Source organism: Gracilimonas mengyeensis, from assembly GCF_900182705.1.
GTDB lineage: Bacteria > Bacteroidota > Rhodothermia > Balneolales > Balneolaceae > Gracilimonas > Gracilimonas mengyeensis.
The window spans coordinates 202,121-226,369 of sequence record NZ_FXTP01000006.1; the positions used below are offsets into that span (position 1 = coordinate 202,121).

23 protein-coding genes and 1 pseudogene are annotated in these 24,249 nt (G+C 46.8%); 17 read left to right on the forward strand and 7 right to left on the reverse strand.

Annotation, left to right across the window (positions count from 1 at the left end; translation table 11 throughout):
• The first annotated feature begins 140 nt into the window (after positions 1–140).
• The 6 genes from FN815_RS08545 (at position 141) to FN815_RS08570 (ending at position 5,538) form a co-directional block, all read left to right on the forward strand.
• A complete protein-coding gene (locus FN815_RS08545) occupies positions 141–1,307 on the forward strand; it encodes an IscS subfamily cysteine desulfurase (protein ID WP_142454208.1) in 1,167 nt (388 codons plus the stop codon).
• Positions 1,304–1,879 (forward strand): DsbA family protein, encoded by a 576-nt coding sequence (locus FN815_RS08550; protein WP_142454209.1) that lies wholly within the window; start codon positions 1,304–1,306, stop codon positions 1,877–1,879. The genes FN815_RS08545 and FN815_RS08550 overlap by 4 nt, the downstream gene beginning before the upstream one ends.
• 260 nt (positions 1,880–2,139) lie before the next feature.
• On the forward strand, positions 2,140–2,397 hold the full coding sequence (locus FN815_RS08555; RefSeq protein WP_142454210.1) for an AbrB/MazE/SpoVT family DNA-binding domain-containing protein: 258 nt from the start codon (positions 2,140–2,142) through the stop codon (positions 2,395–2,397).
• Positions 2,385–2,726 carry a type II toxin-antitoxin system PemK/MazF family toxin gene (locus tag FN815_RS08560; protein ID WP_142454211.1) on the forward strand — a complete coding sequence of 114 codons (342 nt, stop codon included), beginning with the start codon at positions 2,385–2,387 and terminating at the stop codon, positions 2,724–2,726. The genes FN815_RS08555 and FN815_RS08560 overlap by 13 nt, the downstream gene beginning before the upstream one ends.
• 209 nt (positions 2,727–2,935) lie before the next feature.
• A complete protein-coding gene (gene argS, locus FN815_RS08565; RefSeq protein ID WP_142454212.1) occupies positions 2,936–4,564 on the forward strand; it encodes an arginine--tRNA ligase in 1,629 nt (542 codons plus the stop codon).
• A 179-nt stretch (positions 4,565–4,743) separates the two neighbouring features.
• Positions 4,744–5,538, forward strand: a complete 795-nt coding sequence (locus tag FN815_RS08570) for an SDR family NAD(P)-dependent oxidoreductase (protein ID WP_142454213.1) — start codon at positions 4,744–4,746, stop codon at positions 5,536–5,538.
• Positions 5,539–5,698: 160 nt separating this feature from the next.
• Here FN815_RS08570 and FN815_RS19225 read toward each other — a convergent pair whose 3' ends face one another.
• Entirely contained in the window at positions 5,699–5,827 is a 129-nt protein-coding gene (locus tag FN815_RS19225; protein ID WP_281286783.1) for a hypothetical protein, read from the reverse strand.
• Positions 5,828–6,300: 473 nt separating this feature from the next.
• Here FN815_RS19225 and FN815_RS19130 point away from each other — a divergent pair.
• Positions 6,301–7,251 (forward strand): annotated as a pseudogene (locus tag FN815_RS19130) (aldo/keto reductase).
• Positions 7,252–7,346: 95 nt separating this feature from the next.
• On the opposite strand, the gene FN815_RS08580 reads toward FN815_RS19130, so the two are convergent.
• The 3 genes from FN815_RS08580 to dnaN form a co-directional block, all read right to left on the reverse strand.
• A complete protein-coding gene (locus FN815_RS08580) occupies positions 7,347–8,153 on the reverse strand; it encodes a class I SAM-dependent methyltransferase (RefSeq protein ID WP_142454214.1) in 807 nt (268 codons plus the stop codon).
• Between the two features lie 221 nt (positions 8,154–8,374).
• Positions 8,375–9,163 (reverse strand): SAM hydrolase/SAM-dependent halogenase family protein, encoded by a 789-nt coding sequence (locus FN815_RS08585; protein ID WP_142454215.1) that lies wholly within the window; start codon positions 9,161–9,163, stop codon positions 8,375–8,377.
• Positions 9,163–10,278, reverse strand: coding sequence for a DNA polymerase III subunit beta (gene dnaN / locus FN815_RS08590; RefSeq protein ID WP_142454216.1), 1,116 nt, complete (start codon positions 10,276–10,278; stop codon positions 9,163–9,165). Before dnaN ends, FN815_RS08585 begins: the two co-directional genes overlap by 1 nt.
• A 189-nt stretch (positions 10,279–10,467) precedes the next feature.
• Here dnaN and FN815_RS08595 point away from each other — a divergent pair, with 189 nt between their 5' ends.
• On the forward strand, positions 10,468–11,553 hold the full coding sequence (locus FN815_RS08595; protein WP_142454217.1) for a PorV/PorQ family protein: 1,086 nt from the start codon (positions 10,468–10,470) through the stop codon (positions 11,551–11,553).
• Between the two features lie 145 nt (positions 11,554–11,698).
• Here the strand turns inward: FN815_RS08595 and FN815_RS08600 are convergent, their stop codons facing one another.
• Genes FN815_RS08600 through FN815_RS18875 form a run of 3 tightly spaced genes read right to left on the reverse strand, consistent with a single transcriptional unit; the run spans position 11,699 to position 12,708 of the window.
• Entirely contained in the window at positions 11,699–12,061 is a 363-nt protein-coding gene (locus FN815_RS08600; RefSeq protein WP_142454218.1) for a VOC family protein, read from the reverse strand.
• 25 nt (positions 12,062–12,086) lie between these two features.
• A complete protein-coding gene (locus tag FN815_RS08605) occupies positions 12,087–12,458 on the reverse strand; it encodes a type II toxin-antitoxin system VapC family toxin (RefSeq protein ID WP_142454219.1) in 372 nt (123 codons plus the stop codon).
• Complete coding sequence (locus FN815_RS18875) at positions 12,448–12,708, reverse strand: ribbon-helix-helix domain-containing protein (protein ID WP_185957225.1); 261 nt, start codon at positions 12,706–12,708, stop codon at positions 12,448–12,450. Before FN815_RS18875 ends, FN815_RS08605 begins: the two co-directional genes overlap by 11 nt.
• Positions 12,709–12,901: 193 nt before the next feature.
• Here FN815_RS18875 and FN815_RS08615 point away from each other — a divergent pair, with 193 nt between their 5' ends.
• From FN815_RS08615 to FN815_RS08655, 9 genes are all read left to right on the forward strand, one after another.
• Complete coding sequence (locus tag FN815_RS08615) at positions 12,902–13,192, forward strand: hypothetical protein (protein WP_142454221.1); 291 nt, start codon at positions 12,902–12,904, stop codon at positions 13,190–13,192.
• A 252-nt stretch (positions 13,193–13,444) separates the two neighbouring features.
• Entirely contained in the window at positions 13,445–13,906 is a 462-nt protein-coding gene (locus tag FN815_RS08620) for a hypothetical protein (RefSeq protein ID WP_142454222.1), read from the forward strand.
• A gap of 375 nt (positions 13,907–14,281) precedes the next feature.
• Positions 14,282–18,040, forward strand: coding sequence for an efflux RND transporter permease subunit (locus FN815_RS08625; protein ID WP_142454223.1), 3,759 nt, complete (start codon positions 14,282–14,284; stop codon positions 18,038–18,040).
• A gap of 89 nt (positions 18,041–18,129) precedes the next feature.
• On the forward strand, positions 18,130–19,380 hold the full coding sequence (locus FN815_RS08630; RefSeq protein WP_246075208.1) for a TolC family protein: 1,251 nt from the start codon (positions 18,130–18,132) through the stop codon (positions 19,378–19,380).
• A gap of 318 nt (positions 19,381–19,698) precedes the next feature.
• Positions 19,699–21,444 carry an efflux RND transporter periplasmic adaptor subunit gene (locus FN815_RS08635; protein ID WP_142454225.1) on the forward strand — a complete coding sequence of 582 codons (1,746 nt, stop codon included), beginning with the start codon at positions 19,699–19,701 and terminating at the stop codon, positions 21,442–21,444.
• Between the two features lie 34 nt (positions 21,445–21,478).
• Complete coding sequence (locus FN815_RS08640; protein WP_142454226.1) at positions 21,479–21,820, forward strand: P-II family nitrogen regulator; 342 nt, start codon at positions 21,479–21,481, stop codon at positions 21,818–21,820.
• A 128-nt stretch (positions 21,821–21,948) separates the two neighbouring features.
• Positions 21,949–22,449: a hypothetical protein gene (locus FN815_RS08645; protein WP_142454227.1), complete on the forward strand. Its 501-nt coding sequence runs from the start codon at positions 21,949–21,951 to the stop codon at positions 22,447–22,449.
• 67 nt (positions 22,450–22,516) lie between these two features.
• Positions 22,517–22,732 carry an SHOCT domain-containing protein gene (locus FN815_RS08650; protein ID WP_142454228.1) on the forward strand — a complete coding sequence of 72 codons (216 nt, stop codon included), beginning with the start codon at positions 22,517–22,519 and terminating at the stop codon, positions 22,730–22,732.
• A 37-nt stretch (positions 22,733–22,769) separates the two neighbouring features.
• Positions 22,770–24,242: a multicopper oxidase family protein gene (locus FN815_RS08655; RefSeq protein WP_142454229.1), complete on the forward strand. Its 1,473-nt coding sequence runs from the start codon at positions 22,770–22,772 to the stop codon at positions 24,240–24,242.
• The last annotated feature ends 7 nt before the right edge of the window (positions 24,243–24,249 follow it).

Sequence of the window (24,249 nt, forward strand, 5' to 3'; positions counted from 1 at the left end):
ATTAGGGCGATTTTATTGTCTATTTTCTTGTGGCCTTGTAGATCAAAATCTCTTGTTCTGCAAAGCCCTAAAACTGAAAGATGCTTCGCAAGGAAGCCTTTTAAGATACCGTTTTTAAATCACATAACAGAGTCATTTTCATGATTTACCTCGATCACGCTGCCACCACGCAAATCAGCAATAAGGCGATGGAAGTGTATATCAATGTGTCGAAGCATTATTTTGGCAATGCCAGCAGCATGCACGATGAAGGTTCTTCGGCAGAGCAGATTTTAAATGCCTCTGCCAATACGCTGGCAGCTACTTTGAATGCCCGTCCTAAGGATGTATTCTTTACGTCCGGCGCTTCGGAATCCAATTTTTTGGCCATCTATTCCTTACTGGCAGGCAAGGAGGGTAAGCATATCATTACAACACCCATAGAACACTCATCTGTACGAAATATTTTTCTGAAGCTGGAACAGGAAGGATATGAAGTAAGCCAGGTGCCGGTAGATGAATTTGGTCGGGTAGATCTGAATGAACTGCAAAATCTATTGCGTGAGGATACCGTGTTGGCTTCAATCCAGCATGTTAATTCAGAAATTGGTGTGATACAGGATTTACAGGCGATTGGAGCCATGTTGCACGAGCGCGGCGTATTACTGCACAGTGATTGTGTGCAAAGCTACGGCCGGCTGCCGCTGGATGTAAAACAGATGAAAATAGATGCGATCTCCATTTCATCCCACAAAATCTATGGACCCAAAGGTGCCGGCGCGGTTTGGATGAACCCCAAAGCCCATTGGAAACCGGTGTTTCCCAATCCGGATCAACCCAAAAAATTTAAGCCTGGAACGGCGGATGTGCCTACCATTGCAGCCTTTGCCACGGCGGCCAAAGAAATCACTCAAAAAATGGATATTGAGCAACAGCGAATAGCTGAATTCCGGGCTGAATTTGTGATGGAATTGAAAAAGTTGCCGTATGAGGTGGAAATCATCGAACACCCTGAAAAGCAGGTGCCTAATATTTTGGGGATCCGGGTGCCGGGGATGGAAGGGCAATTTTTGATGCTGGAGTGCAATCAGGCCGGCCTGGCTATTTCGACAGGCAGTGCCTGCCAGGTGGGATCGGAGAAACCCAATAAAACCATGACAGCCATCGGGAAAGACGAACAACAAGCACGCGAGTTTGTGCGTTTGTCCTTCGGAAAAGCCAACACATTTGACCAAATTTCACAGATAATTCAAAAAATGAGTGTTATTTTAGAACGACACTTTAGTAAAGTGAATCACTACAAATCGAAGAAGGGACCTACATCATGAAACGAGGATTATTTCTGCTTACGCTCGCCATCGCATTTTTTGCAGCCGCACCAGCCATTGCACAGTCGGGAGAAGAGGCCAGCGAGGCCAAAGTTACCATTGTTAAATACAGCGATTACCAGTGCCCGGCCTGTGCATATTTTGTACCATTTGAGGAACAGTTAAAAGAAGATTTCGGGGATGACATCGAGTTTACCACCAAGCACTTTCCACTCAATATGCATCAATACGCCCAGTTGGCATCTCGTGTGGCCGAAGCTGCCCGCCAGCAAGGCAAGTACCAGGAAATGCACGACCTGATTTTTGAGGGACAGGATCAGTGGTCAAGAGGCAATGCTGAATCTATTTTTATTGGCTACGCCAAAGACCTCAAGCTGGATATTGAGGAATTCCGGGAGGATATGAACTCTGCTGAAATGCAGCGAATTATTATGGAAGACAAGCGGGAAGGTCTCAATAAAAATGTAAACTCTACTCCGACGTTTTTCATCAACGGCCAAAAGCTAGAGCGCAACCCCCGCACCTACGAGCAGTTCAAAACCATTGTTGAGAGTTATATGAAGCAGTCCTGATACTGAAGGGACGAACTTTAAGGTTGTTTGGTTAAAGCCATTAAAGCGGATGTTTTCTGAAAGGGAAATGCTGTTTTAGTGGCTTTTTTTTTGGGTGATGGGATTACATTGGGGAAAAGTGTTTAATTCTACTCGTTCCCGACGTTTAGTAGGTAATGCCTTATCGGGATAAAAGAGTTGTTCAAAGCTCTAAAACCGTTACCTTTCATTGAAATGTAAGTACATTGTAATTATATTAATGTTCACGCAATGCCCAAGTCATGAAAACAAAAATAATACGTATAGGAAATTCCCAGGGCGTTAGAATTCCAAAACCTCTGATTGAAGAAAGTGGAATTACTGATGAAATTGAGATGATTCTCAGAGACAATGAGATTGTTCTCCGCTCTGCAGAAAAAACCCGAAACGGCTGGGAAGATTCCTTCGAAAAGATGGCTAAGGAAGGTGACGATGCTCTGCTGGATCAGGAAGACATAGAAAATCCTTCCGATTGGGACGAAACTGAATGGGAATGGTAGCAAAAACACCAGTTCAAAGGTTTGAGGTACACTTGATTTCCCTTGATCCTACAAAGGGGTCTGAAATCAAGAAAACCAGACCATGTGTCATCATTTCACCCGATGAGATGAATAAGCATATCCGGACAGTAATCATTGCACCTATGACTTCCTCCATAAAAAATTATCCTACGCGAGTCACTACTACCTTTCAGGGAAAAAGGGGACAAGTGGTATTAGACCAAATTCGTACGGTGGATAAAAGCCGCTTGTTAAAACAACTTGGCACAATTAGTGGTTCAGCCAAAGAAAAAGTGTTGAGTGTATTACAAGAAATGTTTGCTCCTTAAATAAGAATTCTACTTGTACAACGACTCCTTAGAAATGCGTCACCGCACGGTCCAAACTCATAGCAAATCCTGAAAAGTTATTTGAACTTGCTTATCTCAAACACTTTGTAAATTCAGCAACCAGCAACCAGCAACCAGCAAAAAACTTTGATATTCATTCCCGTGCATTTCTCTTATCTTTGGGCTGAATTTTGAAACCCGATTTTTCCATGAAAGAGTATTTAGCACACATCATCAGCGAATCGCTGAAACAGTTTGAACTGGAAGAGCAGCCAAACATCCAGATCGAAGACCCCAATCAACCCGAACACGGCGATGCCGCCACCAACATTGCCATGACGCTGGCCAAGCCCCTGCGCAACAATCCCCGCGCTATCGCCCAGCAAATCGTAGACGGACTGGAATACGACGAGAACAAGATTTCAGCCGTGGAAATAGCCGGACCGGGCTTCATCAATTTCCGTTTTGCTGAAGACTATCTGTTTGATGAGTTGGAAAGTATCCTCGAAGCCGGCGCCGATTTTGGAAAATCAGCAGGAAATAAAGACCAGCGCGTACTGGTAGAATTTGTAAGTGCCAATCCCACCGGACCACTAACGGTGGGACACGGCCGTAATGCCGTATTGGGTGATACTGTAGCCCGTCTGTTGGAATGGACCGGCGCAGAGGTGGAGCGTGAATATTACTTTAACGATGCCGGCCGGCAGATGCGTGTTTTAGGTGAAAGTGTACAGGCCCGGTACCTGGAGTTGTTGGGTAAAGACGCCGAATTTCCTGAAGGCGGCTATGAAGGCGAATACATCCGCGATATTGCACAGGCGCTGATCGATGAACAAGGAGAAGAGCTGGCGGATGCCAAGGATGAATCCCCTTTTAAAGAAAAAGCCGAAGAAGAGATTTTTGCCGACATCAGCGGTACGCTGGAGCGGATGAGCATCAAGATGGATTCGTTTTTTAATGAGCGCAGTTTGTATGAAGACGGCAAAATTGAAGAAACCATCGAGAAGCTGCGCGCCAAAGATTTGGTGTATGATAAAGACGGCGCAGTTTGGTTTAAAACCACTGAATTTGGCAAAGACAAAGACACCGTGTTGGTGAAAAGCTCTGGCGAGCCCACTTACCGTCTGCCGGATATTGCCTACCACGCCAACAAGCTGGACCGCGGTTTTGACTTGTGTTTGGATGTATTTGGAGCCGATCACATTGCCACCTACCCCGATGTGCTGAACGGTATCAAGTCGCTGGGTTACGATCCCGAAAAAGTAGATGTGGTGGTGTACCAGTTTGTAACGTTGGTGAAAGACGGCAAGCCGTTCAAAATGAGTACCCGGAAAGCAAACTTCGTGACGCTGGATGAACTGATGGACGAGGTCGGTGCTGATGTTACGCGCTTCTTCTTCCTGATGCGCTCGCCCAACACGCACCTGGAGTTTGATATTGCCCGCGCCAAAGAGGCCGGAGAAAAGAACCCTGTGTTTTACCTGCAGTATGCGCATGCCCGCATCGCCAGCATCCTGCGCAAGGTGGAAGAGGAATATGATTTTGAATCACAGGCTGATTTGAGTGTGCTTACTCATCCAAGCGAGATCACTCTGATTAAAACCATGTTGAAATTCCCAGAGAACGTGGCGAATGCCGCCCGATTGCGGGAGCCTCATCATGTGATTAATTTCCTGGAAGAGCTCGCTTCGGCCTTCACCAGTTTTTATCACGATTGCCGCATTCTCGGCGAAGACGAAAAGCTGGCCCAGGCCCGGATGGAGCTGGCTAAAGCGGTGGCGCAAGTCCTCAGAAACGGATTGGGTATTTTGGGTATTACCGCTCCGGAACAGATGTGATGGAAATTTTGAGTTTTGAATGTTGAATGCTGTTTAGAAGGATGATTTCTGGCGGCATTTAACTTTTGGGGTAGGATATAGTCTTCGTTTATCCGGAATGCGGAAAATATGCGCGCACGTTAAGGGTGCAGATTTTGTTTTTTGATCAGATTAAAAAGAATCATCAAAAAAACAGAGAAATGGATTTACAATTAGAAGGTAAGAGAGCTTTGGTTACAGGCTCTACAGCAGGAATTGGGTATGCAGTTGCAGAATCATTAGCTACAGAAGGTGCCGAGGTGATAATCAACGGGCGCTCAAAAGAGTCAGTAGAGGCTCAGGTAAACCAGCTGAAAGAAGATACCGGGAACCAAAGCATATCGGGTGTTGCGGCCGATTTTTCCAAGAAGGAAGAAGTCAGTAAGCTGATGGAAGAGGTTCCGGATGTTGATATCCTGATCAATAACGTGGGCATATTCAACGAAGTGGATTTTGAAGACATCACCGATGAAGAATGGTTTGAAATGTTTGAGGTGAATGTGATGAGTGGTGTACGCCTTTCCCGTCATTATCTCCCCAAAATGATGGATAAGAATGAGGGCAGAATCATTTTTATATCCAGTGAGTCGGGCTTGAATATCCCCACAGAAATGGTGCATTACGGAATGAGTAAGACCGCCCAGCTTTCCATCTCCCGTGGACTGGCGCGTCTTACCAAGGGCACAAAAGTAACGGTAAATAGCGTGCTGCCGGGACCAACTGAAAGTCGCGGTGTAGATAATATGCTGGATGAACAAGTGAAGCAAACAGGGAAAAGCCGAGATGAAATTGAGGAAGGATTCTTTAAAGAAGTACGTCCAACCTCTTTGATTCAACGCTTTGCTAAGGTAGATGAAGTTGCTAACCTGGTGACTTATGTAGCCAGTCCGCTTTCTTCAGCTACCAACGGTGCTGCACTCCGGGTTGATGGCGGGGTAGCGAATTACATTGTTTAAAGGTAAGCCTAAATAGGCGCAACCCGGGGTTCTAAAAACAAAAACATCAAGCTTCGCCCCGAAGAAGAAAGGGAACGATAATTTCAAACGAAGCTTTGGCAAACCATCCTGAAAAGCTATGATTGCCAAATCTCGGTAAGCATGTATGCCTGAACACCATTCAACTCTCGGGTTCTTCGTTTGGGAGTCGTTTACCCAGGGCTGCATCCACATACGTGGATTTACCCTGGGCTATTATTGTTTGTCCCCATTCGGGGACTAAGGAAAAATAGCATCTGTTTTTCGTCATTCTTATCTCGATCTCACTTTAATTAATGAGGACTGTAACGCGTTTACTGCTTAGCATATAATTTAAATGAGCACAGAACGGCGTAAACTCGCCAGTCTCCTCCAAAACCTCTGCATCCTGAAAGGGTTGAATAAGAATATTGTCCGTGTTTACACAAATGTTTCGCAAGGTTGAACCCTTTCAGGGTTAGCATCTAAATGTGCCGTTTTCCACGGGTTGCGGTCGCTGCCCGACCTTCACCCGTGGCTATTCACATTAAACCCCGTTCGGGGTTTTCAAAGACCGGCTTGATTGCTCATCCATCCATGGTTATGACTCCTTCTCTCTTAAGAACTTCAAACGGTAAACGCGTGACTGTAAAAATATTGGCTTCTATTCTACAATCATATGGGGCTGAAAATTACTTTGACCGCTTTCGACCTTAATTTTGTTGATACATCCAACGAGAAAAGAACTATCAATTATTATTCATTATGGAATTACGAAAATTAGGAAATACGGACATTCAAACAGCACCCATTGTTTTTGGAGGTAATGTATTTGGATGGACGCTTAACGAGAAGGAATCTTTTGAGATTCTGGATGCCTTTGTTGAATTAGGCTTCAATACCATTGATACGGCCGATTCCTATTCCCATTGGGCCGATGGCAATGAAGGTGGAGAGTCAGAAACTATTATTGGCAAGTGGCTCAAGGACCGTGGCATCAGGGATGAGGTCAATATCATTACCAAAGTAGGATCTGATGTGGGGCAGGGGCAAAAAGATATTTCGGAAGAACACATTCTCAAGGCGGTGGATGATTCCCTTGAAAGACTGCAAATTGAACAGATCGACCTGTACCTGACTCACTGGGATGATGACCGAACGCCGGTTGAGGAAACATTAGGCGCCTACCAAAAACTTATAAATGCAGGCAAAGTGAGAAATATCGGCGCTTCCAATCTTTCACCCGAAAGACTCAAAGCCTCTTTGGAAGCGAGCGAAAAAGAAGGCTTACCGCGTTATGAAGTTTTTCAGCCGGAATATAATCTCTATGATCGGGAGGGATAAGAGAATGGAGTGGCGGATCTTTGCCATGAAGAAGGTCTTGGTGTGATCACTTACTATTCTTTAGCGAGTGGCTTCCTAACCGGGAAATACCGTGGTGAAGACGATCTGGATAAAAGTGTTCGGGGCGAGGGCATCGATAAATACCTGGACGACCGTGGCTTCCGTATCCTGTCTGCCTTAGATCAACTTGCTGAAAAACACGAAGTGACTCAAGCTGGAATTGCTTTAGCATGGTTGATTCACAAAGACAATGTAACCGCGCCCATCGCCAGTGCCACTAAAAAGGACCACCTTTCTGCCTTTGTGGAAGCAACCGAGACGGAACTAAGCTCGGAAGATATGGGGTTACTTGATGAAGCTTCTTCTTATTGAAATTGGAAATTTTAAATGTTGAATTATGAATGTTAGGTGGATGTCTTGAGAATTCCACTTAACACTCGAAACTTAAAACTCAACACTTTTGGGGGCTACTCTGGCTTCAACTTGGTAAAGCATACAATCCCCTTTACCAACTGCTCTTCTACTTCAAAGCCGGCGCGATTGAACAGCTTATTGCTTTCATCTACGCTCCAGAACCGGATGCCGCCAATGGAAACGGATTCTTGTAACAGTCGCCCGTACCATGCATCGGATTTGATGAGGTGCATCATAAACAGCGTGCCATCTTCTTTGAGTACTCGTTTACTTTCGTAAAGCACTTTTAGTTCATCGGTGAGTTCATTCAGGGTGCCGCCCATAACAACACCGTCAAAGGTTTTGGAAAAGAAGGGAAGCTCTCGGCCATCGGCACGCACAAAGTACATGTCGGTTTCGTCGGCTTCGGCTTTGAGACGGGCTTCTTCAAGCATCTGGTAGGAGAAGTCAAGTGCCACGATGTTTGCCTGTTTTTGGGCAGCCTTCAGGGCACGACCGTAAAGAGCGGTTGAACATCCTAAATCCAGGTACCAGCCGTCTTCTACAGGGGCAGTCCAGTCAATGAGTAGTTCGTGTTCTTTTTCAATCGGAAATTCTTCACCGGAGAGGAGGGAGAGGGAGCGTTTACGCCAAATATCTTCATAGATGGCTGCGGTAATTTTCCAGTGATTGGTGCTTTGGGCAATAGAAGTAAATTCCGGCTCTTTCCCAAGCAAGTCGATGATATTATTTTTGACCTTGTACTCATCGCCTTGCTGCGAGCCAACCGTGCCGTTGAAAGGCGTAGCCAAATTGGTAATTTCGTCGGGGACGGAAATACCGGCGCGTTCATCTATGGGGGAGCGTAATTCGAGCTTCATAATAAGCTAACTAATCATTGTTTTTTGGTTGAATACGCTTAATACCGGATGGTGTTACAGACTCATTGAATTTTTAACGATTGAACCGGAGATTGTAATAATTGCTGGGCCATCTTTTCGTTCCAACGCGGAGCGTGTGGAACGAGTGCGAATAAGATTAATTTGATCCAAGCGAGACGCTTGAATCAGGTGTAAAAAATAACCAGTTTCGAGCAACGAGCTTACTTCTGCAACACAATCGATATTTGCGCACCCTTGTCAACACTTAGCATGCGGGCAGCATTTCCTTTGTTGATGCCAATTTCCAGCATCCCCGAACTGCCAATGTAGGCGGCCGGCTCGCCGTCTTCCACATCGGCGAAAGTGTTTACAATTTTATCGAGCATGGTATTGCCCACGTAGATCTTTAACTGATGATCCTTAAGGTGTTCGTCGAGCAAGTCATCCGAAATGTTGGTGATCAGGTTGCCAAAACGATCGATGTGAACCACCCAGCCCTGCAGACCGTCTTTGTCGGCAATAGGAACGGCCCAGTGATACGTTACCAAGTCTTCAATAGGCTCCCCGATTTCTTCCAGTGAGGCCCCGTTGCTCATATGAGCGGCCACCGGTGCAAAAACATCACGCCCGTGAAAAGTTTGAGAAAGGCCTTCGCGCCAGTACTTTTTGTTATTAAGCTTGCAGGCCTGATAATCAAACTCATCAAAGAAAAGCGAAAAAATACCGTTGTCGGGGCCTACAAAATACTGGTCTTTAACTTTCAGTGCGATCGGATGGCGGGAAGTGCCGACTCCGGGATCAACCACTACAAGGTGTACGGTTTCCGGCGGATACAAAAACGCACTGTTACGGATTACCCAGGCACCGGCCATGATGTCTTGCGGGGGAATCTCATGCGAGACGTCCACAAAACGCGCACCCGGGGCAATGCCCAGCATGACCGCCTTCATGGCGCTCACATAATGGTCTTGGGTGCCAAAATCCGTTGTAAGGGTAATTATTTGACTCATCAGGCATAGCTGTTGAGCATCACCGGCATCACCAGCATCAGGATATCTTCGTTTTCATTTTCTTCGGAAGGCTTCACAATTCCTGCACGGTTGGGTGAAGAGAATTCGAAAGTCACTTCATCATCATCGATATTGCTCAGTACATCGCCCAGGTATTTGGCGTTGAAGCCGATTTCCATCTCGTCGTTTGAATATTCGCATTCGATGGTTTCCTTCGCTTCGCTGCTCATATCCAGATCTTCGGCGCGAATAGTCAGCTTGTCGCCACCCAGTTGCAACCGAATCTGACGAGTCGTAGAGCTTGAGAAAATAGATACACGCTTAACGGTAGCCAGCATCTGGTCTTTGCTGATGGTGAGGAACTTATCGTTATCGCGCGGAATTACCGAATCATAATTAGGATACTGCTCGTTGATGAGGCGGGTAATCACAATGGTGTTACCGCTTTTGAAGCGTGCGTGATCTTCAGTTACCGTCAGGTCGCAATCATCGCCTTCAATCGTTTTTTGAATAAGGCTCAGCGCTTTATCAGGAACGATGAAATTCACGTCTTTATCCGCTTTGATCTCGCGGTTGGTATATTTTACCAGGCGGTGACCATCCGTAGCCACAAACTTGCTTTCCTCGGTTCCAATCTGGAAATACACTCCCATCATGGCCGGACGCAAATCGTCACTGGAAACGGCAAAAAGTGTTTTGTGGATGGCGTTGTGCATCAACTCCGTGGTGGTTCCAATGGTGGTGCCTTCGTCCAAACTGGGCACCTCAGGGAACTCATCTGCATCATCGCCTACCAGTTTATAGGTACCTTTATCGGTACGGAAGTTGATGTTTTTACGTTCATCAACATCAAAAAATACGGGGATGTTAGGCAGTTGTCTCAGGGTTTCCAGCAGGCGGCGGGCGGGAATAGCAACGGCGCCGTCTTCTTCAATATCAGCCTGAATATATTCAATAATGGAAATCTCAAGATCGGTAGCGGTAAGCTTCAGTTTGCCATCTTCGCTCTCAAACAAAATAGTTTCCAAAATGGGAAGAGTGGCTTTGGATGGCACGGCTCCAATCACGGCCGACAGCCCTTTGTTCAGTTCATTACTCGAAACAGAAAATTTCATACATGCATGATTTAAATAGGTTAAAGGGCAATTTTAAAACAGAAGTTGCCCTTTCGTTGGAGTGTGCTTATACTAAGAAATACTGGCTCTCTCTGCAACCGCAGAAAGTGCAATTTTCACCCCAAATAAGTTCCGGATTATATCGTTTTAGCGCTACGGTAACACTTAACAATTTACTTTTATCTTGAGATGAGAAAGTCTATACCAGCGCTTGCACTTCTATTTCTGTTTCCGGTCATGGCGTGGGGACAGTCCTCCCAGGCCAAATACGGCAGTGATTTTTTAAGCACCGGGGGAGGAGCACGTGCTTTAGGGATGGGAGGCGCTCATGCCGCACTCGCCAACGATGTAACAGCCGCTTACTGGAACGTAGCTGGTTTGGCCGATATGCAACAACCGCAAATCATGTACATGCATTCCGAACGTTTTAGCGGCATTGTAGGCTACGACTATGGAGCTGCAGCCATGCCACTCAAGAATCAGGATGGTGTGCTGGCCATTAGTTTTTTCCGTCAGGGCGTGGATAATATTGCCAATACCTTGAACGCCTGGGACCGTGAGCGCGATCAACCCAAAGGAAATGTAGAAGATTATATCACCCGCTTTAGTGCCGCCGATATGGCCGTTTTCGTTTCTTATGCCACTCAGCGAAATGAGCAGTTATCGTATGGAGCTTCGGCCAAGATCATTCATCATAAACTGGGTCCTTTTGCGCAAGCTTGGGGCTACAGTCTGGATGTAGGGGCAAAATACAAAACCGAAATCGCTGATTTCGGAGTCTCCGTTCGCGATCTTACCACTATGCAGAAAATGTGGGATGTAGATCAGGCAGAGTTTGGGGATTACGAATCCCAGTTCGACAGCCTCGGCGCTACCTTACCTACCGGACAAAATGAATACGTGCTGCCATCCTTGAAATTAGGAGCCTCCAGACCCTTTGTGATTTCAGAGGATTTTCTCGTAACCGCAGCCGCCGATGTGGATGTGTTGTTTGAAAACCGTCAGGCTTATTACATCAACTTAGGACGCATGAGTTTTGAGCCACACGTAGGGGGTGAGGTTTCATATAAAGATGTGATTGCCTTACGTGCCGGCCTCACCGATTTTATCACCGATCCTGTTTCGGGCTTTTCCGTTTCTCCCACTTTGGGGGTGGGACTGAAGCTCTCTTCTTTTGTGCTGGATTATGGTTTCGCTAGCTTTGCCGGGGCCTCCAGTGACCTGGGTTTTACCCACCGTATTTCACTGCGGTTTGATATTGGGAGGTTACGGTGATTAAGGAAGGGTGCTAAATCAGTCACTACCCTCCCTGTAAAATCAGCGAGTTGATTTTCCTGTCCCTCCGCGAGGGACACAGCTGTCGAAATGGTGGCTACTTATTACCTACGCTAACACAACAATTACTATTTTTGTGGCAATATCACTCAGCTTCTAAATCAGACCATACAGCAAACTCATTGCCACTTGGTTCGGTGAAATGGAAGCGCCGCCCGCCGGGGAAGTCAAAAATGTCTTTGGTAATAGTTCCTCTGGCTTGTTCGACCTTCTGTTGTGTGGCTTCTAGGTTTTTGCTGTAGAAAATCACCAAAGCTCCGCCCGTTTCTGTTGTGCATTGTTTTTCAGATTTGTAGAAGCCGCCGTTGATACCTTCATCAGCAAAGTCGCAGTATTCGGGGCCGTAATCTGTGAACTTCCAGCCAAAGGCCTTAGAGAAGAAAGTTTTAGTGGCTTCCAGGTTCCGGGACGGAAATTCTACGTAATCGATCTTTTCGTGTTCTTGCATGGTAGTTGGGCCTCAGGTTTTTGTTTTAATAGGGAACAATAAGCTCGTCCGTGAGCACCGAAAAATGTTTTTTGTCAAGGGTAGCAATGGGCACTTCTAAAAGGTTGGCTGTTGCTGCAATGATGGCATCTGGAGTTTCAATCCCATGACTTGCTAAAAACTTTTTCCGCAACTTGCCACTTTCTATAGCAATCGTTTGAGTAACAGGAATAACTTCAAATATGCTTAACAGTTCCTCAAAGATCTGTTCTTCTCGTTCATCCCTGATCCCGGTATTGATTTCAGATGTAGTAATTACAGAAAGGAAAAGATTTGTATCAATAGAGGACTCTAAAAAAGATTGAGCTTCATCTTTTCCTTTTAAAAGATCAATAATAATGTTGGTATCAATGATCATCTAAGCCAAGTCGTTTCATTCTCTTGCTCCAACCTTCCCTCAATTCTCGTATGTCAGGAATATCTTTCTTGTCTTTCCACATTCCTGCAGCTGCTTTTATTTTTTTCTTCTTTTCTTCTACAGTAAGCTCCGCCACATACTCATCAATCGCTTCCCGGATGATATTGCTCTGCGTGGTACCCCGCTCATCCGAAAGTCGTTCAATGGCTTCCTTTTCTTTTTTGGTAAGATATATTTGCGTGCGAATCATAATTCTCTCCATGTTCTCGATAAAATATGATGTATATAAATATACATCGTTTTGTATGGTATGCCAATTTGTTGAGACATTTCTGGAAGGTATTATTAAAATTTTTAAGCGGGAAAAGCCCATTGACACTCTATCAATAATCTGCGGTTTTTTGTATTTTAAATAGAATTCAAGAGTAAAAAGGGAGGGAATCATGGATACTCTTAAGAACTCTGCTTCTCATCAAAAATTAATCCATACCCGCAATATTATCGCTGCAGTTTCAAGTATTATTCCGGGGCTTGGTCATGTGTATAAAGGATACTTCGCCTCAGGTTTTGGTTTGATCTTAGTTAGTCCGTTTATCATTTGGGTGGGTGCCATAGCCGCATTTGGCACCCTGGGATTTGGGATATTTATCCCACTGGCTTACATGATATTTATCGGCTGGCATGCTTATAACCTTGAAGATCACCGCCATCATCATCCCGGCGGGATATTGTAGAGAGTAAGAAATATCGGGAGTATTGGATCAGATTTACTTATCAACATCTTGAGTGTTAGCATGCATCAATAAGTGGCGTTTGAAAAAAAAGACTAAACCTTTACTTAAAGAGGTCTAAACTTCAATATTCAATATTGAATGTTCAGTGTTCGATATTCTTCAGCTTTACAGAATATCTACAAACATTTATCAAATCCTGACTTTCTATTCCTCAGGCTTTGATATCACTTTTCTCCTAACTACCTTCGGTTTGTGAATAAATCTGTTACATATCGTTTTATCGCCTCGCTGCTCAGTTTGAGTATCCTGATCGGGGTTTCGGTGCCGGCTGGATTACACGCTATGTCGAAAGAGCTGTGTGATGAGATGCAGGAAATGCATCATCCTCAACAACCGGTAAGCGACCATGCCGAAGATTGCCCCATGAATGGCCAGCATGCGGAACTGCCTGCCCATCAACATCACTCCAAAACTGACAAAACACACCACCAGTCCCATGATTTGGGATTTGCTTGTGCATGTTCAGTTGATGAAGCTCCTTTAAGTACCCAGGCCCCGGCTCAAATTAAAGTGAAAGTACCGGCGCTGAAGGTTGTACAAACATTCGCAGAAATTCACACGGATGAATCCGAAGCCAATGCTTATCCAATTCCCGTTTCGGACACCTATTCCCAACCTCCCATCTATCTCGCCAACGAGTCTTTTCTGAATTAGGGATGGTGTGATTTATTGAGTCGGTTGCCTTACCACTGACGCCCCTCCATGCTGTAGAACATTGAATATCGAACACTGAACATTCAACATAGAAGTGTTGGAGCTCCAACACTTAGTACCAGTTCGATTTCTACTGCTTAATCTGCACAAGAATTTATCTCTCTACGCCTGCTCCGATCCCGATGTATCGGGAGGAGGAGAGAGACAGAAGGTGCAGCTTGTCCCGAATGACTCGGGAAGAGAGGGCTGTGAGGGCAACCAAGCTCGAACCTGCCATCATGGAACCAGAGGTTCCGTGAGGCATTCCGCAGCAGAGCAGCGGAACGAGTATCAATCCATTATTCCCTAATTCACTAATCAACTTATTCCCTAAACATGCTAAACAAAACCATCCGGTTTTTCCTGGAAAATAAACTGGTCGCTGTACTGCTGTTACTGGTACTTGCCGGCTGGGGTCTGTCCGTGGCTCCTTTTAACTGGAACCTGGATTTTCTGCCCCGCGACCGTGTTCCCGTTGATGCCATCCCCAACCTGGGCGAAAACCAGCAGATTGTATACACCGAGTGGGAGGGACAATCCCCGCAGGATATTGAAGATCAGATTACCTATCCCTTAACCACACAGCTGCTTACGGTACCGGGTGTGAAAACGGTACGCAGCAGTTCCATGACAGGACTGTCCAGCATCTACGTGATTTTTGAAGAAGATGTGGAATATTACTGGAGCCGGTCCCGCATCCTTGAAAAAATAAATTCTCTGCCAGCCGGTACCTTGCCGCCTTCTGCTAAGCCTGCTTTGGGGCCAGACGCCACGGCACTCGGTCAGATATTCTGGTACACGCTGGAAGGCCGGGATGAAAACGGCGATCCGGCCGGTGGATGGGATCCGCAGGAATTGCGCTCTATTCAGGATTTTTATGTGAAATACGGACTTTCTGGCGCAGAGGGAGTGGCTGAGGTCGCCTCCATCGGAGGATACGTGAAAGAGTACCAAGTCGACATCGACCCGAATAAACTAAAAACCTATGAGGTCACTCTTTCACAAGTGATGGATGCGGTACGCAAAGCCAATGCCGAGACGGGCGCCCGTACCCTGGAAATGAACAATGCCGAATACCTGGTACGGGGCTTGGGATACATCAAGAACCTGGAAGACCTGGAATCAGCCGTAGTAAAAGTGGTGGATAACACACCCGTGCGTATTCAGGATGTGGCTTTTGTGACCATGGGACCTGCGCCACGTCGCGGAGCGCTGGATAAAGCTGGGGCCGAAGCCGTGGGTGGGGTAGTGGTGGCTCGCCAGGGCGCCAATCCCCAGCAGGTGATCGATAATGTAAAAGCACAGATTGCCGAGATCTCGGCCGGACTCCCTTCCAAAACACTGGAAGACGGCACCGAATCTAAAGTCACCGTGGTGCCTTTTTACGATCGCTCTACGCTGATTTCCGAAACACTGGGCACCCTGGAAGAAGCGTTGTCATTGCAGATCCTGATTACCATTATCGTGATTGTGATTATGGTGATGAACCTGCGCACTTCCTTCCTGATCTCAGCCATGTTGCCCATTGCGGTACTCATGACTTTTATTGCCATGAAGTACTTCGGGGTGGATGCCAATATTGTAGCGCTGTCGGGGATCGCCATTGCCATCGGTACCATCGTGGATATGGGAGTGATACTCTCCGAGAATATGCTCCGGCATATGGAGGAGATGGACGAGAATGAGTCGTTACTGGAAGTGATATACAACGCCACGGTTGAGGTAGCCGGTGCTGTATTGACCGCCATCACCACGACGATTGTAAGTTTTTTACCGGTATTTACCATGATTGCCGCCGAAGGAAAACTATTCAAGCCACTGGCGTACACCAAAACTTTCGCGCTGATAGCCTCTATCATCATCACCATCACGCTGATTCCTCCTTTTGCCCACTGGTTCTTTGGGCTGAAGATCAACAATCGAAAACTCAAACTCGGGTGGAATAGTCTTTTGGTGATTGGAGGTATCGTAACCTTTTTCACTATTTCCGGATGGGCTGGTTTGCTGATTTTGGGTTTTGGACTGATTAACGGAGCGGGTTATTTCCTCGGAGAGCATTACAAAAACCGAATTCCATTTTTAAACAATGCATTGTCGGTGGTGGTGGTTACCTGGATATTGACGGAATACTGGCTGCCGTTTGGTCCTTCGGTTTCCTTTGCAGGGAATATGATTTTCATCGTATTGTTGATTGCGCTTATTCTGGCTGTATTCTGGCTCATCATCAAATATTATCAATCCATTATTGGCTGGTGTCTGGATCATAAGAAAAGCTTCCTGGCCATCCCGTCTGCTTTTGTATTGTTTGGGGTGATGATCTGGCTGGGCTTCGCCACTACCTTCGGCTTTGTAGCCAAAAGCTTTGATGTGGTAGGCGTGGATATTCGCGATACCTCAGGGTGGGGGGCTGCCTCCGAGGCTTTCCCCGGCTTAGGCGAGGAGTTTATGCCAGCGTTGGATGAAGGAGCTTTTCTGCTGATGCCCACCACCATGCCGCACGCCGGTGTGGAAGAAGCTGAAGACGTGATGCGCAAGATTGATATATCAGTAAACGCCATCCCGGAAGTGGATCTGGTGGTTGGGAAAATGGGCCGGGCCGAAACGGCATTGGATCCCGCCCCGATTTCCATGTTCGAGAACGTCATCCTTTATAAATCAGAATACAAAACCGATGCGAATGGTCGCAGAATTCGGTTTAGAGTGAATGATGAAGGAGAATATGTCAGAGACGAGAACGATGAACTTATTCCTGACGAAGACGGCGAATACTATCGGCAGTGGCGTGATCACATTGAATCACCCGATGATATCTGGGATGAAATTGTGGATGCGGCCCGTATTCCCGGAACCACCTCGGCGCCCAAGCTACAACCTATTGAAACGCGCCTGGTAATGTTACAATCAGGTATGCGGGCTCCCATGGGCGTAAAAGTGAAGGGCGACAACTTGGAAGAAATCGAAGCTTTTGGGCTGAAGCTGGAAGAGGTGCTCCGGCAGGCTGAAGGGGTGAAGGCTTCTTCAGTATTTGCGGAACGCATAGTGGGCAAGCCTTACCTGGAAGTGGATTGGAACCGGCAGCAACTGGCGCGTTATGGACTTTCCATTCAGGATGTGCAGCAATTCATGGCGATGGGGGTAGGCGGTATGGCAGTTTCCACCTCGGTAGAAGGACGAGAGCGCTATCCCATCCGCGTGCGCTTTGCGCGTGAGCTTCGGGATAACCCGGATGTGCTGGGAGAATTGCTGGTGCCGACTAAAACCGGGGCGCAGGTTCCACTGGCACAGCTGGCTGAAATCACCTACCGACAGGGACCACAAGCCATCAAAAGTGAGGACACCTTTTTGGTGGGCTACGTGATTTTTGACAAGGTGGACGGTTACGCCGAAGTGGAAGTCGTGGAAAATGCCCGTCGTGAAATTGAAGAGTGGGAAGAAGCAGGAGACTTGGTAATACCAGCCGGTATCAACTTTGAGTTTGCCGGGGATTATGAAAATCAGGTGCGGGCTGAAAAACGACTAGGCGTCATTTTGCCCATCGCGCTGGTCATCATTTTCCTGATCATGTATTTCCAGTTCAAGTCGGTGGCTACCACTTCCATGATTTTCAGCAGCATCTTCGTGGCGTGGGCTGGCGGCTTCCTACTCGTTTGGCTGTACGGACAGGGCTGGTTCCTGAATTTCGAGCTCTTCGGACAAAACCTGCGCGACCTCTTCCAGATGGGCACGGTAAACCTGAGTGTGGCTGTATGGGTAGGCTTCATCGCCTTATTCGGCATCGCGGCCGACGGTGGCGTAGTGATGGCCACCTACCTCGATCAGCTGTTTGATCGCAAAAAACCACAAACCAGTGCCGAGCTTCGCGAAGTGGTTATTGAAGCCAGCACCCGCCGTATCCGTCCTACTTTGATGACAACGGCTACCACCATTCTGGCATTGTTGCCGGTGCTTACCTCCACCGGCCGCGGCTCCGACATCATGGTGCCGATGGCCATCCCCAGTGTGGGCGGGATGTTTTTACAAGTCATCACCCTGTTGGTGATTCCGGTGCTATACTATATGTGGAAAGAGTTTAAAATGAAACGAGAAATGGTATGAAAGAATATCGAACAAGGAACATTGAACAAGGAACATTGAATGGGCAGGTTGGGAAGTGCTTAACGCTCTTTGCGAAAACTTTGCGCCCTTTGCGTTTAACCACACTGCTTGCCCTGCTCACGTTGTCTATTACGGCAAATGCCCAAACCATTGCCGACTACCAGCAGGAAGCCGCCGAGAATAATCCGGAGTTAAAAGCCAAATACCAGCAGTACCTTTCTGCTTTGGAGGAGCGGCCTATTGTAGGTACGCTATCTGATCCGGAAGTCTCTTTTTCCTATTTCATCAAACCTATTGAAACCCGGATAGGGCCACAGCAGGGACGAATTTCTATCTCCCAGATGCTGCCCTGGTTTGGCACCTTGGCTAGTCAGCGTACGGCTTCTGATCTAAAGGCCAAAGCAAAATTTGAGGCCTTCCAGGAAGAACGGAATCAACTGTTCTACCAGGTGGAAAAAACCATGCTGGAGTTATATGAACTGGAAGAAAGTATTCGCATTGCGGAAGAGAATCGGTTGATCCTTAATTCATTGGTGGAAATCAGCTTGCGGCGCTATGAGACCGACCGCGCCTCCCAAGTAGATGTATTACGCGCACAGATCGAAGAAGAAGATTTGCTGATTCAAATCGAGCTGCTGAAAGACAACCGCGAGGTTCTTTTTCAAAAGATGAATGAATTGCTGAACCGGGAGAAAGGTGCCATGATTGCCATCCCTGATAATTTGGATGAAACGGAGTTGGCAAACAGAGAAGCGTTGCTGGCACAAGTGAGGCAGCAAAATCCGGCGCTAAACCGATTGCGGTATCAGGAAGAAGTATCTGATGAAATGAAATCACTGGCCAAAAAACAAAACAAGCCAGGCCTGATGGTGGGAGTGGATTACATCTTCACCGGAGAAACCGACATGCCCAACATCACCGACAGCGGCAAGGATGCCCTGATGGTGATGGGGGGGATTCGGTTGCCCATCTTTAGCAATAAAAACAGTGCGCGGGTTCAGCAAGCCGAGCGTAACCGGCAGGAAGCACAATACCAGTTGTCATCTCGCGAAAACACCCTGGAAACCGAGCTGGATGCCTCTCTGCGGGATTACCGGGATGCCATGCGCCGATACGAGCTGTATGATCAAAAGCAGATTCAGCGTATTCAGCAAGCCATCGATGTGATGATGGAGGCCTACAGTTCCGACAGCTCCGATTTTGAAGAAATTCTGCGGATGCAACGCAAACAGCTGGAATACCAGCTTAAACGTATTCAGGCCAAAACCGCACAACATATAGCGGAGGCTTATATCGAATATCTGACGGGAATCCATAATGTGAAGGAGGCAGGATTGTGAACATTGAACATTGAACGGGCAGGCAGATAAGTCCTCCCTTAGCCTGTGCCGAGTATTCGGTAAGGGAGGTGGATTGCGAAGCGATAGCGAAGCAAGACGGAGGGTGCTGGTTTGGAGGGCAATCGAGTCTGAAGAAAAGCATAACAGCCTTTGGTTCCAACACCTCTCCCGGCTAAAGCCGTACTCTCCTCAAGGAGAGACTTATTCGAAGTGGACTCAAACAGTTCACTCTTCGCTTGATCAATTTATCAATTAAAAACTTTGCACTCTTTGCGCCCTCTGCGGTTTAAACATTTTCAATACTAAAAAACAATCATCATGAACACGAAAAACATACTTATTTACTCCGGTTTGATCATAGGAGGACTGCTGCTTGGATACCTCTTCTTTGGCGGGACATCCGAGCCGCAGACTCTGGACGAGCATATCAGCGAAACCCATACCGATGAGGCAGGCAACATTGTGTACACATGCAGCATGCACCCGCAGGTGCGGGAAAGCGAGCCGGGCAATTGTCCCATTTGCGGCATGGAACTCATTCCAGCCGATCAGGCAGAAGACGACGACGGTTCAAGCCAAAACCCCAATGCCGTGAAGATATCGCAGGCAGCTATGGCCCTGGCGAACATTCAGACAACGGCGGTTCGGGAAGAGATTCCGGAGCATACCGTTCAGTTGCCAGGAAAGGTGGCGGTGAACCAGAATTTGGTATCCAATATTACGGCGCATTTCCCGGGACGAGTTCGCGAGTTGTATGTGGATTATACCGGTGATTATGTGCGCAAAGGCCAAAAACTAGCCTCTATTTATTCCCCGGAGTTGATCACGGCCCAGCGAGAGTTGCTGGAGACCGCCCGCTTTAAAGAGCAGAATCCAAGGCTGTATGAAGCGGCACGGAGAAAACTGTCTTTATGGGAATTTCCCGAAGAAACCATCCGCCAGATTGAGCAATCAGGAGAGGTTATGGAAGAGCTGGATTTCTTTTCACCGGTTTCGGGCTATGTTTCTGAAATCCGGATTTCGCGTGAAGATCACATCAGCGAAGGTACGGTGCTATATCGCGTAGCGGATTTATCGAAAGTGTGGGTTGAGTTTGAGGCGTATGAGTCGGAAGTGAGTCAGCTTTCTAAGGGGGATGAAGTGGATTTCACCGTGAGTTCCCTGCCCGGCGAGCAGTTCAGCGGAACCATTGATTTTATCGAGCCTTTTCTGAATGATGCTTCCCGGACGGTAAATGTGCGGGTGACGGCCCAAAATCCTGATACACAAATGAAACCAGGTATGTTTGCAGAGGGAGAAGTCATTTCCCAATCAAACCAAAACCAACAGTTGCTGGTACCCCGCTCGGCGGTACTGTGGACCGGAGAACGCTCGGTTGTTTTTGTAGATGTGTCCCAAAACGGCAACCCTGCGTTTGAAGCCCGGGAAGTAGTACTGGGCTCCAGGGCCGGCAATGACTATGTGATAAAATCAGGGCTGGAAGCCGGTGAGCAGGTGGTTACAAACGGTACATTCAAAATCGATGCCGCCGCACAGCTCAGCGATAAGCTCAGTATGATGAACCGTAATCCAGGCAGCGGGGCCAACCGGGGAGCTCATGATCACAGCAATATGGACATGGGAGATTCTTCGGAAAATGCGGAGGATCATTCCGGACATCAGATGGAACAAATGGAAGAAGAGATGGAAGGCTCAAATAACCCTGAAGTGATGGATATGCGGCTTGAGGAAATGGTTCCCGAATACATGAAGCTGCGAGAAGCTTTAACGGAAGATGATTTTGATGCAGCTCAACGGCATATCAAGATGTTCAGCAGAGATAATTTCGGAGATATAGAAGAGTTGCGGGCGGAGTTCAAAATGATATCTGAAAGGCTGATTAACCGAATTGAATCGGAAGGTTACGAGGGTGAATTATACAAGCAATACTGCCCCATGTATGATGGGGGAAGCAATTGGGTCAGCGATAGCGAAGAAATTAAAAATCCATTTTATGGTTCCCAGATGCATAACTGCGGTGAAACGGTAGAAAAATTAAACACCGAACAAGGAACATCTAATTAAGAACATCGAACCTTAACGAAAACGTGGAGGCATTATGAAATTAGTGAAAGCATACATCCGGCCGATACTTTTGGAAGAAGTGTACAAAGCCCTTAGAGCGGAAGGCCACTGTTGTATTACGGTGTTCAGAGGAGAAGGGGCCGGACAATACACTGATCCGGAACACGCCCATGGTTCCCTGAACTTTCCAGCTATGCATTCGCATGTGGTTAAAATTGAAATAGCAGCAAAAGAGCAGGATGTAGATTCCATTGTTGGAATCATCCGCGAAACGGCTTCAACGGGATCCCGGGGAGATGGCCTGATTTATGTGATGCCTATTGAGGAAATGGTGCGAATCCGGGACGGAGAGAGGGGGGCACAGGTCATAAACTGACGCAAATGGTATTGGTTTTGGTTTTTAAAGCAAAGAAAGCCAAACATGAGTCAGTATTCTGCAAGATGTTGGTGCGTTATCCCTTTAAGTTAAGTCTAATAAATAATGAATATAAATAAGGTGAAATCATGAAATATTTGAACAAAATTTGGTTAGCGATTGTAATAATTATAGGACTTTCAACGAATGCTCTTGCTCAGCAGGATTCAATGGCTGAAAAAAAGCAACAAATGATGCACATGATGCAGGATTCTTCCTCACGGACCATGATGATGGATCAGATGATGCAGAACCCGGAGATGCGCGCCATGATGATGCAACGAATGATGGTCATGCAAAATGACAGTTCCGGAATGATGAAGGGAATGCATGCCATGATGAACAATCCTGAAATGAAAGAGCGGATGTTGGAGCATCTTCAAAAAATGCAATCCATGCTGGAAAGCGGGGACAAGAACCATGCCCAAATGATGGACATGATGAAGGACGACAACATGATGAAGATGCATATGAAATGCATGCGAATGATGCACTCAGGAATGATGAAAGGAGGAATGATGGATTCTGGCATGGAGATGAAAATGAAATCAGATTCTTCCCGAAGCAATGGAATGAATCATCACAATTAGGAGAGATTGAAACCCATAATAAGCAGCTTGGGGTCATCCCCAAACTTTAAATTAAACCGGAGTTATTATGCATGATTTTCAATTTTTCGGAGGCGGCTGGATGATGTTTGTTTGGTGGTTCGTAATTATAGCCCTGATCGTAATAGTAGCGAGGATGCTATTTGGTTCACCAAAACCAAGAACAGGAGAAGAAACACCCCTTGAGATATTAAAGAGAAGGTACGCAAAGGGCGAAATTGACAAAGAAGAATTCGAGGAACGGAAAAAGGATTTACTTTCATAGCCGTACGTTTCCAAATAGCCACTAACAAACTAATGCGATGAAAAGGAGACAGTTTTTAAAAAGTGTAGGCCTTGGAACCGGGGTTTTGGCCATTTCGCCCTGGTTGACTTCCTGCGTTTCTTTTACGGATTCAGTTTCGGTTGGAAAATTTATAAATAAACTTCCGCTTCCGGGAGAAATCAATAACACCTCCTTCGAGTTAACGGCCTCACCGGCTGATATTGAACTGTCTGATGATATCACCCTGGCAGGCTTCCAATTCAATGGCAGTGTGCCGGGGCCCACCATCCGTCAAACTAAAGGCAGTGAAGTCGATATTCAGTTTAATAATGGCATTGGACAAGACAGCATCATTCACTGGCACGGACTGATTGTGCCTCCCGAGATGGACGGTCACCCAAAAGATGTAATTGCAATCGGAAGCTATGACTACCGGTTTAGCCTGAACCAGCGCACGGGCACCTATTGGTATCATCCACATCCTCACCGAATTACCGGAGAGCAAGTCTACCGGGGATTGGCCGGTTTTTTCATTATTGAAGATGAGGAGGAAAAAGCTCTTAACTTGCCCCGGGGAAAGTACGAACTCCCACTTCTTATACAAGACCGGAAAGTGAACGATAATGGTCAGGTTGTGTATGATCCTTCTATGCCCGAGCGAATGATGACGGGGTTTTTGGGAGATACGATTTTAGTGAATGGTGTGCCGGCTCCTTTTCACGAAGTGGAAGCGGGCACCTATCGCCTGAGAATATTAAATGGATCAAATGCCCGTATTTATAATCTTGCCTTTGAACATGACTTGCCGTTTACGGTGATAGGTACCGATGGCGGTTTATTACCAGAAGCGATTGAAACAGATGAGCTACTGATGGCTCCCGGCGAACGGGCCGATTTGCTGGTCGACTTTTCTAAGGTAAAAAATCAGAATCGTGTTCAGCTTGTGAGCAAGCCTTTTGATGTACCCGGTGGAGGCGGTATGATGGGCGGCATGCAAAATATGATGGGAAGTGATGCGCCTGAACAAGGGGGCGGTTTTTCTCTGATGGAGTTCAGGATTGACGGGGCATCCAGTTCCAAATCGGTTGACTTGCCGAATAAACTTTCGGAATCCACCTTTCCTAAAGAAGCTGATGCAAATCGTTCGCGTCCCATTCGATTGGCTATGGAAATGATGACCGGCCACACCATCAACGGACGTCAGTTTGAGATGGAGCGGGTGGATGAACGGGTGCCTCAGGGAGATACAGAGATTTGGGAATTCATCAACAACTCGAATGTGCCTCATCCCATGCATGTACACGCGGTTCAGTTTAAAGTATTGGACCGAAGCGGGGCGAGAGGTTTAATTCCTACTGAAACGGGATGGAAAGACACCGTGCTGGTTATGCCCGGAGAAACTGTGCGTGTGATCATGAAGTTCGATGCAGAAAAAGGGATGTATGTGTTTCATTGCCACAACCTGGAGCACGAAGATAATGGGATGATGGCTAATCTTGAGATTATTTAAGAAAGAA

Coding starts and splice junctions, on each gene's coding strand:
- FN815_RS08545 (WP_142454208.1), top strand. CDS start 141: ATGATTTACCTCGATCACGCTGCCACCACGCAAATCAGCAATAAGGCG.
- FN815_RS08550 (WP_142454209.1), top strand. CDS start 1,304: ATGAAACGAGGATTATTTCTGCTTACGCTCGCCATCGCATTTTTTGCA.
- FN815_RS08555 (WP_142454210.1), top strand. CDS start 2,140: ATGAAAACAAAAATAATACGTATAGGAAATTCCCAGGGCGTTAGAATT.
- FN815_RS08560 (WP_142454211.1), top strand. CDS start 2,385: ATGGGAATGGTAGCAAAAACACCAGTTCAAAGGTTTGAGGTACACTTG.
- argS (WP_142454212.1), top strand. CDS start 2,936: ATGAAAGAGTATTTAGCACACATCATCAGCGAATCGCTGAAACAGTTT.
- FN815_RS08570 (WP_142454213.1), top strand. CDS start 4,744: ATGGATTTACAATTAGAAGGTAAGAGAGCTTTGGTTACAGGCTCTACA.
- FN815_RS19225 (WP_281286783.1), bottom strand. CDS start 5,827: ATGACGAAAAACAGATGCTATTTTTCCTTAGTCCCCGAATGGGGACAA.
- FN815_RS08580 (WP_142454214.1), bottom strand. CDS start 8,153: ATGAAGCTCGAATTACGCTCCCCCATAGATGAACGCGCCGGTATTTCC.
- FN815_RS08585 (WP_142454215.1), bottom strand. CDS start 9,163: ATGAGTCAAATAATTACCCTTACAACGGATTTTGGCACCCAAGACCAT.
- dnaN (WP_142454216.1), bottom strand. CDS start 10,278: ATGAAATTTTCTGTTTCGAGTAATGAACTGAACAAAGGGCTGTCGGCC.
- FN815_RS08595 (WP_142454217.1), top strand. CDS start 10,468: ATGAGAAAGTCTATACCAGCGCTTGCACTTCTATTTCTGTTTCCGGTC.
- FN815_RS08600 (WP_142454218.1), bottom strand. CDS start 12,061: ATGCAAGAACACGAAAAGATCGATTACGTAGAATTTCCGTCCCGGAAC.
- FN815_RS08605 (WP_142454219.1), bottom strand. CDS start 12,458: ATGATCATTGATACCAACATTATTATTGATCTTTTAAAAGGAAAAGAT.
- FN815_RS18875 (WP_185957225.1), bottom strand. CDS start 12,708: ATGATTCGCACGCAAATATATCTTACCAAAAAAGAAAAGGAAGCCATT.
- FN815_RS08615 (WP_142454221.1), top strand. CDS start 12,902: ATGGATACTCTTAAGAACTCTGCTTCTCATCAAAAATTAATCCATACC.
- FN815_RS08625 (WP_142454223.1), top strand. CDS start 14,282: ATGCTAAACAAAACCATCCGGTTTTTCCTGGAAAATAAACTGGTCGCT.
- FN815_RS08635 (WP_142454225.1), top strand. CDS start 19,699: ATGAACACGAAAAACATACTTATTTACTCCGGTTTGATCATAGGAGGA.
- FN815_RS08640 (WP_142454226.1), top strand. CDS start 21,479: ATGAAATTAGTGAAAGCATACATCCGGCCGATACTTTTGGAAGAAGTG.
- FN815_RS08645 (WP_142454227.1), top strand. CDS start 21,949: ATGAAATATTTGAACAAAATTTGGTTAGCGATTGTAATAATTATAGGA.
- FN815_RS08650 (WP_142454228.1), top strand. CDS start 22,517: ATGCATGATTTTCAATTTTTCGGAGGCGGCTGGATGATGTTTGTTTGG.
- FN815_RS08655 (WP_142454229.1), top strand. CDS start 22,770: ATGAAAAGGAGACAGTTTTTAAAAAGTGTAGGCCTTGGAACCGGGGTT.